This window comes from Veillonella caviae (assembly GCF_003992125.1).
GTDB classification, from domain to species: Bacteria; Bacillota; Negativicutes; order Veillonellales; family Veillonellaceae; genus Veillonella; species Veillonella caviae.
The window spans coordinates 1-12,841 of record NZ_RQUY01000014.1; the positions used below are offsets into that span (position 1 = coordinate 1).

General features: G+C 39.3%; 12 protein-coding genes and 1 tRNA gene. 8 read left to right on the forward strand and 5 right to left on the reverse strand.

Annotation, left to right across the window (positions count from 1 at the left end; all coding sequences use genetic code 11):
• Positions 1-140 precede the first annotated feature (140 nt).
• Both EO120_RS06125 and menA read right to left on the reverse strand, forming a co-directional pair.
• Positions 141-959, reverse strand: coding sequence for a MetQ/NlpA family ABC transporter substrate-binding protein (locus tag EO120_RS06125; RefSeq protein ID WP_127134599.1), 819 nt, complete (start codon positions 957-959; stop codon positions 141-143).
• 211 nt (positions 960-1,170) lie between these two features.
• Entirely contained in the window at positions 1,171-2,067 is an 897-nt protein-coding gene (gene menA / locus EO120_RS06130) for a 1,4-dihydroxy-2-naphthoate octaprenyltransferase (protein ID WP_127134600.1), read from the reverse strand.
• Between the two features lie 157 nt (positions 2,068-2,224).
• Between menA and EO120_RS06135 the strand changes: the two genes are divergently transcribed.
• The 4 genes from EO120_RS06135 (at position 2,225) to EO120_RS06150 (ending at position 5,670) form a co-directional block, all read left to right on the forward strand.
• Positions 2,225-3,169, forward strand: a complete 945-nt coding sequence (locus EO120_RS06135; protein WP_127134601.1) for a hypothetical protein — start codon at positions 2,225-2,227, stop codon at positions 3,167-3,169.
• The gene (locus EO120_RS06140) at positions 3,169-3,984 is read left to right on the forward strand and encodes a hypothetical protein (RefSeq protein WP_127134602.1); all 816 of its coding nucleotides are present in this window, start codon (positions 3,169-3,171) and stop codon (positions 3,982-3,984) included. The genes EO120_RS06135 and EO120_RS06140 overlap by 1 nt, the downstream gene beginning before the upstream one ends.
• A gap of 68 nt (positions 3,985-4,052) precedes the next feature.
• Positions 4,053-4,424, forward strand: coding sequence for a RidA family protein (locus tag EO120_RS06145; protein WP_127134603.1), 372 nt, complete (start codon positions 4,053-4,055; stop codon positions 4,422-4,424).
• Position 4,425: 1 nt separating this feature from the next.
• On the forward strand, positions 4,426-5,670 hold the full coding sequence (locus EO120_RS06150) for an L-cysteine desulfidase family protein (RefSeq protein ID WP_127134604.1): 1,245 nt from the start codon (positions 4,426-4,428) through the stop codon (positions 5,668-5,670).
• A 164-nt stretch (positions 5,671-5,834) separates the two neighbouring features.
• Here the strand turns inward: EO120_RS06150 and EO120_RS06155 are convergent, their stop codons facing one another.
• The 3 genes from EO120_RS06155 to tadA form a co-directional block, all read right to left on the reverse strand.
• Positions 5,835-7,016, reverse strand: coding sequence for an MFS transporter (locus tag EO120_RS06155; RefSeq protein WP_127134605.1), 1,182 nt, complete (start codon positions 7,014-7,016; stop codon positions 5,835-5,837).
• Positions 7,017-7,100: 84 nt separating this feature from the next.
• Positions 7,101-7,191, reverse strand: a tRNA-Ser gene (locus tag EO120_RS06160).
• On the reverse strand, positions 7,145-7,645 hold the full coding sequence (tadA, locus tag EO120_RS06165; RefSeq protein WP_127134654.1) for a tRNA adenosine(34) deaminase TadA: 501 nt from the start codon (positions 7,643-7,645) through the stop codon (positions 7,145-7,147). Before tadA ends, EO120_RS06160 begins: the two co-directional genes overlap by 47 nt.
• A 166-nt stretch (positions 7,646-7,811) precedes the next feature.
• Here tadA and EO120_RS06170 point away from each other — a divergent pair, with 166 nt between their 5' ends.
• The 4 genes from EO120_RS06170 to dat all read left to right on the forward strand — a co-directional run bounded on the left by EO120_RS06170 (position 7,812) and on the right by dat (position 12,785).
• On the forward strand, positions 7,812-8,435 hold the full coding sequence (locus EO120_RS06170) for a trimeric intracellular cation channel family protein (RefSeq protein WP_127134606.1): 624 nt from the start codon (positions 7,812-7,814) through the stop codon (positions 8,433-8,435).
• Positions 8,436-8,672: 237 nt separating this feature from the next.
• Positions 8,673-10,526 carry a DUF4127 family protein gene (locus EO120_RS06175; protein WP_127134607.1) on the forward strand — a complete coding sequence of 618 codons (1,854 nt, stop codon included), beginning with the start codon at positions 8,673-8,675 and terminating at the stop codon, positions 10,524-10,526.
• A gap of 24 nt (positions 10,527-10,550) precedes the next feature.
• On the forward strand, positions 10,551-11,666 hold the full coding sequence (locus tag EO120_RS06180) for an acyltransferase (protein WP_127134608.1): 1,116 nt from the start codon (positions 10,551-10,553) through the stop codon (positions 11,664-11,666).
• Positions 11,667-11,927: 261 nt separating this feature from the next.
• Entirely contained in the window at positions 11,928-12,785 is an 858-nt protein-coding gene (gene dat / locus EO120_RS06185; RefSeq protein ID WP_127134609.1) for a D-amino-acid transaminase, read from the forward strand.
• Positions 12,786-12,841: the final 56 nt, after the last annotated feature.

Below are 12,841 nucleotides of genomic sequence, written 5' to 3' on the forward strand. Positions count from 1 at the left end.
AGATTAAACCCTTATAACACTAGATATTTACTAGTATTACAAGGGTTTTTACACACACTTTTTGTCCTATAAGCCTAATTATAGACATATAAAAAGGCTGTTCACCAGTGTGGTGAACAGCCTTTTGCCTATTTTGCTGATTAGAATGCAGGAACAATAGTGCCGTTATATTTTTCTTGGATGAATTTTTTGATTTCATCACTACGAAGAGCAGCCATTAATTTTTGGATGCGTGGATCGTTTTCATTGCCTTTGAGAACGGTTACGATATTAACATATGGAGAATCATTAGATTCGATAGCTAATGCATCTTTTGTTGGGTTGAGGTCAGCGCTCAATGCGTAGTTTGTATTGATTGCTGCTAATGCTACATCATCAAGGGAACGCGGTACTTGAGCTGCTTCTAATTCTACGAATTGGTAGTTGTTAGGGTTAGTAGCGATGTCTTGTACAGTGGACAAAATGTTGTCATGATTTTTTAAGGTAATCAAACCTTCTTTTTGTAATAAAATCAAAGCTCGACCACCGTTTGTTGGGTCATTAGGAATGGCAATTTTAGCGCCTTTAGGTAGATCTTTTAAATCTTTGATTTGGCGGGAATATAAGCCCATTGGTTCTAAGTGAACTGCACCAGCAGATACGAGTGGAAGATTATGTGTTTTGGCAAATTCGTCCATGTATGGAATATGTTGGAAGAAGTTGGCATCAATTTCTTTGTCCCCTAATGCAAGGTTTGGCGTATTGTAATCAGTAAATTCAGTAATTTGTAAATCTACACCTTCTTTAGCAAGGATAGGTTTTACTTGCTCTAAAATCTCAGCGTGAGGTACTGCAGTAGCACCAATTTTTAATACTTGTTTATCGCTTGTAGCAGTTTTATTGTTGTCGCTACCGCAACCAGCGATTAATAAGGCGCCACCGAGTACTACAGTAGCTGCCAATGCTAAAAATTTGTTCATACAGACATTCTCCTTTTAAGGAATACTAGATTAAATTATTTATGCTTATACTACTAAAATATGTCCTACTTGGCAAGAAGGTATTAGTAATTGTTATCCATAGCTAAAAGCTATGGACGAAAAGAATCAATATGTAATTTTAGTTCATAGTTAGGATCCTATGGCTGGTAAGTTGTTACTATCTTTCAGTGGGAGATATGAGTGGAGTAAATTATTTGCCAATAATGAGACCTATACTCCATAGCAATTGATATAACATAGCAGCGGCTGCAGTAGTACTCATGGCACCATCTAATTTAAATTCATCAGTGTGAGCATAGAAGGTTGCAATGGTTTTGAAAGCGGGAATAGCTGCTAAGATAGCGATTAATGATGCAATAGGCAATGCGCCTACATAGATCCATGCAATAATCCAAAGGAAATTGAATAGATAGGATGTACTCATGAGTCCGATAGCATGATTGCGTCCTAATACGATGGGTAATGTGCGACGGCCGTGGCTTTCATCATTACGAATATCACGGATATTGTTGGTGAGCATAATGGAACCTACCAAGAGTGTGGCTGGAATAGCTGGAATTAATAGAGTCCATGATAATTCACGAGACCATGCGTAGCCAGTGATGAGGACGATGGCAAAACCCATGGCGATGCCGGAGGCAATTTCACCAAAGGGGGTTCGAGAAATTGGCTTAGGACCACCAGAGTAGAGAAAGCTGATGAGAATGCAAATGAAACCTGCTGGGATATAGTACCACGTTATAGTAGCGGACAAATAGATGCCAATAAGGATGGGTATCGTCATGAGGATTTTAATCATTGTGATGATGAGCTCTGGTGTTACTGCGCCGCGCGTAATAGAGCCAGCGTTTCCGATTTTTTGCCCTGCATCGAGACCGGATTTAAAATCCTTGTATTCATTCCATAAATTGGCGATGATTTGGGCAGATACGACGGCGATAAAAATAAGGATAGTATGAAATATGGCAAGGCCTGTACCGTGTGGCGCTTCAAAGGCATAATAACTAAAGGCAGCACCTAGAATTGTAGGCCCTAAGGCGGCAGCTAATGTACGAGGTCGCGTTAAAGGTATAATTTCTTGTATCATAATGTGCGCAGCATGCGCGCTCCTTTCTATAATCTCAATATAGTATATCATGGGAATGAACAATATAGTATAATATTAGTGTTATTAAGTATTACATTAGGTCTTGTTATAGAAGCCTATGATAAGAGAAATAGATTTGTTTTCACGAGGTGACATTATGAAAGTGTGGAATAAAAAAATGATGACCCTTGCATGTGCTACCTGCTTAACTGTTGGTATGGGTGCTGTAGTATATGCTGATACCGTAGATTTGGGGTATGACCAGACTGCTAATACTAGTGCTACAGTGAAAGCGGTGGCAATGGTTAAGGTGCCAACTCAAATGAATGAACGCACAGCGGAGCAAAATAAAATAGCAAAGGATGCTAATAAAGATGCTGTAGATACACTGAATTCAGTATCGACATTTTTATATAAGGTTCCTACTAAATATAGTGGTAATGTTTATGATGGTTTTAGTTTGTATCAATTACAAGGTGAAAATCACTTAGGTTATCATAAGGCATATTTAATGAATATAGATGTATCCAAAGAATATATAAAACAGCGCATTGCTTATGAACAATCGGTATTGCAACAAGGTACTGAAGAGGTAAAAGCACAATTTAAACATGGTTTTTCATCTATTGGTAGTGAATATTCAAAAAGTATAGCTGAACAGGCCCTTAAAAACGTAAAGCCCTATACTTTATCTAGCGAAGAATTACATTCGAAAGTAGTCGACATTAATCGAGAGTTACCAAAAGCCTTATCTGATGTAACTGATGAAGCCCTACAACAAGGTACTGGTTTATCTGTAACAGAAAAACAAGAATTGGGAACTCTGTTGAAACGTATTACGGCACCCATTACTATTAATGCTACACACATATCATATGCTCCAGTAAATACTCGATATGGTATGGCAGGTAAAGGTGTTATTCGCAGTAGTCTTGGCTATGATGGATTTATCTATCCTACTAGCTTGATTGGGTATTTAGTGCCAGCACAAGAGGGACTTATTTTACAAATATTGTTTACCGAAGATACTAGTTATGATTTCTGGAATACAGAATTAGATAGAATGAATCAAACTGTTGAGTACAAAGGAGCACAAAAATAATGAAATCCTTGAAAACTATAGTATGTACAGTATGTCTTGTAGGTAGTGTGACTGCAGCAGGTTTTGCACAAAATATAAATACCGTTGCAGGTGTGGCTAGCGTACCGAATACTGTTAAGGTCGTAACTTTGTCTAATACATCTATTAAACCTATGTTGCATGATGCGGTTATCTATGAAGCCAAAAAGCCATCTAATCAATCGTATAAGATGCAACAAGGTGCTAAAGAAGCAATAGAAGCTATAGAGCAAATGGGGATAGCCTATGATTTGTATCAATTACAAGGGGCTGATGCGACAGGTGAAAAGGATGCTATCGTATTTGCCTTAGATATGAAATCCACCATGGAGGTGATTAAGCTAGACGATGTAAAAGATCCTATGGCTTCTGTGGCGATGCAAATGTTAGAAAAAGGCGACTTGGACCCTATAACAGAACAATTTATGCTAACGGCTGTAAATAGTCAATTACCAATAGGTGCGAAAACATTTGATTTAACTGAATCATTACCTAAAGAGATAGAAACAAAATCACAAGCTATGTATCGTGCTATCGGTTCTGATTTAAACAATACTACTCAAATTACTGTACAAGATGTAAAGCCATTAACTAAAATACATGGTGCTACATATAATACATACACTATATCGAGTCGTATTATTGGTAATACTGGCGGTACATTTAACCCCTATTATGCTAATGCTGCTGTAGTCATGAATCCAGCGCATCCTACACTGTACTTAGCCATTACATCTGATGTGCAACGTACATATTTTGAACCTATTTTACATGAGTTTTATAAATCCATTAAATAAAATTTCGCCATATGATATACTATGCACATAGATAGTTATCAATTTGCATATAAGAAAAGGAGAATATTATGAACACAATTCACACAGACAAAGCTCCAGCAGCAGTAGGTCCTTATTCCCAAGCTAAAGTAGCCGGCGGTTTCTTGTTCGCATCTGGCCAAGTGCCATTGAATCCTGCTACAGGCACTGTTGTAGATGGGGATATTCAAGCGCAAACTGAACAAGTATGCAAAAATATCGAAGCCGTCCTCACTGAAGCTGGCACTAGTTTTGACAAAGTAGTAAAAACAACTTGTTTCTTGGCGGACATTAACGATTTTAAACCATTCAACGAAGTATACGCAAAATATTTCACATCTAAACCGGCTCGTTCTTGTGTAGCAGTAAAAGATCTTCCATTAGGTGTGTCTGTAGAAATTGAGATTATTGCGGAAGTTTAACATGGATTATATTTCCTTATTACAAGCTGAAATGAAGCCCGCTTTTGGTTGTACAGAGCCTATTGCTCTAGCTTATGCGGCAGCGAAGGCAGCATCTATTTTAGATGAATTTCCTAATCATATTCACGCTCGCTGTAGCGCAAATATTATTAAAAATGTAAAATCTGTAGTTATTCCTAATTCTGGTGGCCGCAAAGGTTTGGCAGCTGCTACTGTGCTCGGTGCTATTGTAGGTCATCCAGAACGAGAATTAGAGGTTTTGGAAGCCGCAACCGATGAAGACCGCCGATGGCTCGGTAATCTGCTTGATGTCAATTTCTGTTCTGTAGAACTGGTGGAAGGTGTAGATAATCTATATATTGAGATTACCGCTGAAAGCGATGAACAGCGGGCAGTAGTTCGCATCGAAGGGGGCCATACTCACATTACCTATGTAGAATTAGACGGACAGGTTATTTACGCAGCAGATGCACTTATTAAGCAATCTCAAGATACATGTCCTATGACATTTGAGAGTATCTATGCTTTTGCGAAAACGGGGGATGTTTCAGGCATCATTCCTCAAATTCAACAGCAAATCGCTTATAATTCGGCTATTTCTAATGAAGGTTTGAATAATGATTATGGTGCCAATATTGGTCAACTACTCCTTGTGGATGATGATAATCCGTCTTTTGAAACGAAATGCAAGGCTCGCGCTGCGGCAGGATCCGATGCACGTATGAGTGGATGTCCATTGCCTGTGGTTATCTGTTCTGGTAGTGGTAACCAAGGACTTACCGTATCTATGCCGATTATTACAGCTGCAGAAGAATTGCAAAAGAGTGATGAAGAACTGTATCGGGCTCTTGTTTTTGCAAACTTGCTTACGCTGTACGTGAAATCGGGGATTGGTAAACTGTCTGCTTATTGTGGTGTTGTGTCTGCTGGCATCGTTAGTGTGACTGGTATTGCCTTTTTGAAAGGTGAAAGCAAGGATATCATAGAACAAACTTTAGTTAATGGACTTGTTAGTCTATCTGGTATTGTTTGCGATGGAGCGAAACCATCTTGTGCTGGTAAAATCGCTATCTCTTTAGATGGTGCTTTTATGGGCTATAAGCAAGCTAAGATGAACAAAAGCTATGCTAAAGGCGATGGACTTGTAGCTATGAGTGTGGATGATACCATTAAAAGTATTGGCGTTGTTGCACAAGGTATGAAAGAAACAGATATAGTTATCTTAAACGAAATGTTAAAACACTAAATAGAATGAAATACATATGTGTCATTGACTAGGATGATAACTATAGTTTGCATGACATAAAAAGAAACCACCTTTACTGTGTTGCTAGTGGAGTGTTAGATGTATAGAAATCTAATACTCGAAAGCGTACGGGGAAAGGTGGTTTTTATGTATACATTTATATGCTATAAATCTTTTGGTGACTTTAAGAATAAAGATGCTATAAGCCCTAATGCTAAGAATGGAACTAATGTAAGCATAGCCAATGGTAGGGAATATATATCAGCTAGGCGGCCTACGATAGGTGCTACGAGACCACCAATCGTTTGGCTTACGCCTAGTGTGATGCCGGAAGCAAAGCCAATGCTTTTAGCTAAATATGTTTGGCCTAATACGATAGTAGGACTGTAGCTGAGTGCCTTGGCAGCACCGATAATGATGAGTAAAAGGTATCCTATGATGAGAGCTGCTGGCATTTGTGGTATGTAAGGGAGTGCGAACATAGCAGGCAACCACAACAATAAGGAAAAGCGAATGATTTTTACAGGACCATATTTATCGCCTAGTAGGCCACCAATATAAGTCATGAAAATCCCTACGCTGAAGAAGACGGTAAGGGCAAAACTGCCTTGTTCGGGACTAGCACCTAATTGTGATGTCCAAAATACAGGGATGAACGCATTAATAACGCGGAAATTAATGGATTGAGATAGGATGATAAGAAATAAAATGCCGAAATAGGACCAATAGTTTCGTAATGGCATCGCTATGGCTTCATCAGTATTGGTATTATGAATAGAACGTTCTAGGGTATTGGCATGGGCTACGATGCGAGGCATCAATATAAATAGAATGGTACACATAATAATGCCGACTATTGTGAAAGCTGATAAACCTTGTGGACCTATGGTATATGCAATGGCGCCTGCGAAAAGAGGGCCAAAGGCAAAGCCTGAACTACCGCCAATAGCAAAAGTCCCCATAGCTTTACCTTTTTTTCCACCGCCGAGGCGGTTCATAATTTTTGCCCCTTCTGGATGGAAAATAGATGAACCTACACCAGCTAAGGTAGCGCAAATAAGGAGGCTTTCATAAGAAGAAACAATGCCCATCATGCCCGTACTGCAGGCGGACAATAATACACCTAAGGCGATGAGCCGTGGTTGATTGAGTTTATCTGATATATAGCCCAGTAAAGGCTGTAATAAAGATGATAAGGCGGTATTCGCTAAAATGAGGAAACCTGCTTGTTCTAATGAAAGGCCATAAGTATAAATGAATAAGGGTAACAATGCAGGTAACACGCTTTGACAAGAGTCGTTTACCATGTGGGCTGCAGTGATTAAATAGGGGTATTGTTTATGCATGATGAATAACCTTGTTATAAAAAACACCTTGCATATGTACAAGGTGTGGGGTGATTATATAAGATATAATAGTTTTGTTGATGATGGCAGAGGAGGAGGGATTTGAACCCCCGCGCCGGTTGCCCGACCTACCGCATTTCGAGTGCGGACCCTTCAGCCTCTTGGGTACTCCTCCGTGATTTACGACGCTCTTTAAAGAAATCTTTCATCAATTGGCTACATTCATCGGCGAGAATGCCTGCTTGTAATTGTGGTTCATGGTTTAATCCTGGATGGGATAGAACATTGAACAAAGATTCTACAGCGCCTCCTTTGTAATCGCTAGCACCATATACAACGCGGTCAATACGACTGTTGATTATGGCTCCGGCACACATCGGACACGGTTCTATCGTAACATACAGGGTGCATCCAGTCAACCGCCAACGTTTTAGAGTGTCGCACGCTTCTCGGATGACGAGAACTTCTGCATGAGCTGTTGCATCGTGATCCATTTCGCGGCGATTGTGATGGCGTGAAATAATCTTCCCCTCATGGACGAGGATTGCACCGATAGGAATTTCTCCTAAGGCATATGCTTTTTTCCCTTCTTCAATGGCTTGGCGCATAAAAAATTCGTCTGTTGTCATGGTTTACCTCTCATGTATAATATTTATATAAAGTCTATCATATACGCTATAGTTCGTCATCTGAATTTCTTTACGGAATTAAAGAACTACTTAAAATTTTGTATTGATGATGTATGTAACGTGTAAGGTAATCATATTTTTAGTAATAAAGTCATAGGTGAGTATAATGGATATTTTATGGTATATATTTGATATGGTAGGAACCATTGCTTTTGCCATATCTGGTGCCCTCGTTGGTGTGGCTCGTAAAATGGATATTTTTGGTATGATTGTATTGGCATTAGCCACTGCCATTGGGGGCGGTATCGTTCGAGATATACTGCTAGGGCATTTCCCACCTAATTCTTTGCGACACATTGTGTATGTAACGGTAGTTATTGCTGCTACTATAGTGGTATTTATTATTTATAGAACTCGTTATAGACGCCATGTTATGGGACCTCGAACTAGGTTTAGTTATCTATTGGCCGATGCATTAGGCTTAGCGTCTTTTACTGTTACAGGTGCTGCTGCAGGTTATGCTATGTATCCAGAATTACCAATTTTTATCGTTCTATTAGGTACTATAACAGCCGTAGGGGGTGGCATTATTCGCGATATGTTGGCACAGAGAATCCCTTCGGTATTGAAAGAAGATGTGTACGCATTGCCGAGTATTATTGGTGGTATAGGATACTATTTGCTGATTACCAATGGTTTTATGATTGGCGCCAATTATGGTGCTTTTATTATCGTTCTTATTATTCGATTGTTGGCTATTAAATATAATTGGAGTTTACCCAAGGTATAAGAAAAGAACATCATCGAATATGAATTAAAGTGGATAGCGGTCCTATGGAGAGTTATTTTACATGAGACGATGTAGAGTACGTGCTATCACAGTAAATACCACAGTATTTAAATATGTTTTATGCGATAGATTTGCCAAATAATGTGTAAATGATATAATTATACTATTGATTAATTTTAGAATCCCTTACATGATTTACTATGGCCTAATAGTGAGAGGCCTTTTAAAGGAGAGTTTATGTCTAAGAAATGGTTAAAAGTAGCCCTCATGGTGACGGCCATCGCTACTGGTACCTCCATTCAAGTTGATGCAGAAACGGTTCTCTATGTTCCTCAAGACGACCGTCCTGTTAGTTTGCAATATACTGTAGACACTGCAAAAGCGGCAGGAATGACGGTGTTGACGCCGCCACAATATTTGATTTCAGGTAAAACCTATAGTGGTGAAGCGGAGCAAATTTGGAATTGGGTGGAACAAAATGCAGGTCGTGCTGACGTTATGGTGCTCAGTACAGACACATTGATTTACGGCGGACTCGTTGATTCTCGGAAACATAATTTACCACTTAGCACATTGGAAAATCGTTTGAAACGTATTGAAGCGTTGAAAGCGAATCACAAAAATACACGCATTTATGGTTTCGGTACGGTAATGCGTTCTCCTCGTGCTAGTGGGGGCGGTACAGAGCCGACTTACTATGCTGATTATGGGCCTACTATTTTCCAAATAGCGGCATTACAAGATAAATTAGATTCTGGTGCGTTAACAGAAGAGGAGACGGCTAAACTGTTTAGCCTACAAGCATCTGTGCCTATCGAGTATCTACAAGATTGGTTTGCGCGTCGTCAAAAGAATATGAAAATTAATAAAGGCCTTATCGACGAAACTAGAAATGGTGTATTTACTTATTTTGCTCTCGGTCATGATGATACATCTCAATTGTCCCAATCAGCGCTAGAAGGTCGTTATTTAAATAAATATTCTAAGGGGATTCCGCGTTCTCAATACGGTAGTTTCCCTGGTGCGGATCAACTAGGATTATTGTTAATGGCTCGTTCGCGCACTGATGAAAGCGTAGACAAACCGAGTTTTTCTATCATTTATCCACTTGGTGGTGGCGGTAAAACATTGCCTGGTTACGAAGATCAAACCATCGATAAAACCATTGAAGAGCATGTGGAAGCCGTTGGTGGAATTTTGACTACCCAAGGTAAACCGACTGTATTGTTAGCAGTGAATACACCATTGTCTACGAGTACTGGCGAATCCGAAGCGTTTGCTAATTTCCCAATGGCATCTAATGCGACAAATGCTTTTGTAGATCGAATTCAACAAGCGGTAGAGCAAGGTATTACTGTTAGCGTGGCGGATATAGCTTATAATAACGGTTCTGATAATACATTGATGGGCGCCTTATATAAACGTGATATGCTATATAAAATCGGTGCCTATAATGGTTGGAATACAGCAAGCAATACTGTAGGATATGCCATTGCACAAGGTTTGTTATTACAATCCATGTCTCCAGATGGGCACAAAGACATGTTGACCCAACAATATTTAGATAATTGGGCATATCAAGCGAATATTCGTAAAGATGTTTATCGTATGCAGGATTCTATCCGTACTGATAATGTGCGTTATTCCGGTGAGTTGAACGATAAATTAGAAGAATACTTGGCAGAGCGTATTCAAGATTTTGCAGAAACGTATTTGAAAATCAACCCACGCACTGTAAAGGCTACTTTCCCATGGGGTCGTTTGTTTGAAACGGATATTACAGTATATGATAAACCAGTAGTGCCGTTACAAAAAGAAATTCGTTTGCAACGAGAAGCAGAAGCAAAAGCGAAAGCAGAAGCAGAGGCTAAGGCGAAAGCGGCTGCTGAGGCGGCAAAATTAGTAGGTAAACCGATTTCACAAGAAGTATCAGTTCCTGTTGCACCGGCTACACCAACTTCGGTTAAACCAGTTACCCAAACTCCGATTAAACCAGTTACACCGATACAAGACATGCCTGTTACACAACCTGCTACTACCTCTCAAGGTCCGCGTTTAATACCAACACCAGCGGCAATACCGCAAAATTAAGCGTTTTCAATAGAGAGTCAGTTTATGAAACGAGAATTCTTACCTGAAATTACCTATATGCGCGGCCTTTGTATGCTTGGTGTTATCGGCATCCATGTGGGTTCGTACGCGTTACTTAATCCATTTGTCAATTTGCAGCTCATCAGTGTGTTAGAAATATTATCGCGCTTTGCGGTGCCAGCTTTCTTTTTCTTATCTGCTTTTGGATTGTTTTATCATACTTCGGTATACGATCCGTTTAGCTACAAAGATTTTATGAAACGTCGCATTCAAGTCGTATTGTACCCGTATATATTGTGGTCTTTGTTTTACCTCTTATATACAGGGGTGATGGCACATAACTTTGGTAACTTACAACCGTTGTCGTTGGCTATTAATTTGCTATTTGGCAATGGCATGTACCACCTTTATTTTATGGTTATTTTGTTGTGGTTTTACATCATGATGCCATTATGGCGTAGCATGGTGCGATTTATTTTGAAAGCATCTGTATTATGGCTTGTCATACTTTTTGTAGGTCAACTGCTAGTCGATTTTGTATCATCTTATCGTATCGGAAGCTGGGCAACTCAATATTTGGCTAATGAGCCTGTTTTGAAATACCTAGTCGATATGCGCCTTAATTATTGGGTTATCCATTACGTGTGGATTTTCCTCTGTGGTGCTGTGGTCGCAGAGCGATATAATGTGGTGCGCACACTTATGTGGCGATATCGCTATGGATTGGCTATATGTGCAGTATTATCTGCTTTAGCTATGGTAGGGGCTTATTACTATGTTATGGATGTATGGCATTATACGGTGTTAGAAGCTATTTATACGGTTCATCAAATGAGTCCTATGGGGGTGTTTTATACCGCTTTTGGCACATTATTTGCACTGTTTCTATTCCAAGTTATGCCGCTTAATAATACGATGGAGGCGTTTTGGTCACAAATAGGTGATACATCGTATGGCATTTATTTAGTGCATCCTTTCTGGTTGCTCATTATGACCGGTATTATGACGAAATTTAACCTTATGTATACGGTAGGTAATGTTATTACTCTATATTTGATGGCAGTAGGTTTGTCGTATTTGGCGACGGTAGCGCTGAAACAATTACCTAAGAAAGTCCGTCAATATGTACTAGGGAATTGAGTTTTGTTAACTATTATATTCGGTGGATACAGAAACTTTCTAGCATTGGCGAGGGTACATTAGACTTGATATAATATTCTAGTTAGAGGTATATAAGGAATTTTTATCCGCTTTCTCTTTATAGCTTTAAGTTATGAAGAGAAGGCGGATTTTTCTATGTTTTCTTGAAGACTTTCACAATGTAAAGTGTGAAAATTTGAAACAATTTATGTTATAATACATACATACGTTACCGTAACGACATTGAAATGAGGTGCTTTTATGCAAGAATTAACATATTTTAATGGCGAATTTGTCGAACCTGGTGCGAAGGTTGTTAGTATCGATGACCGTGGCTATTTGTTCGGCGATTCTGTATATGAAGTGGTGCGTGTCGTAAATGGACGCTGTTTTGCTTTGTCTTATCATCAAGATCGACTCTATCGGTCTATGCGGGAAATGGATATTCCCGTGAAAATGACACCTGATGATTTGACGGAATTGCACGAGATTTTGATTGAGCAAAGCGAAATTAAAGAGGGATATATTTATTTGCAAATCTCTCGTGGTGTAGCGCCACGCCATCATGCGTATGATCGGTCTAAATTGGAACCGCAAATGCTTATGTCTATTCGTACTCTTGATATGAATGAGGTAAATACATTAGGTAATGGTGTGAAAGCTATCGCATTACCTGATGAGCGTTGGGGGCATGTGGATATTAAGACGACGAATTTAATCCCTAATATTTTAGCGCAAACGAAGGCGGAAAAGAAATTTGCTTATACTGCCATTTTGTTCCGTGATGGCATTTGTACAGAAGGGGCAACGTCTAATGTGTTTGCTGTAAAAGACGGTATTTTATATACTCATCCAGCAGATAACTATATTTTAAAGGGCATTACACGACAAATGATTGTAACACGTGTAGCACCATCTTTGGGGATTACGCTTATTGAAAAAGAATTTGATCGAGATTTTGTAGATAATGCAGACGAACTATTCTTTACAGATACTATTGGTGGCGTTATTCCTATTACAAAATTAGATAGAAATCCTGTGTCTGGTGGCAAGCCTGGAACAGTGACATTACGTTTACGTGACGGTCTCGATAAATTGATGCAAGAAGGTTTACCTTGATAGGTAGTATATTAATTATGCTTGTGTTGAGCAGCAGTACTTTTAGGTACATGATG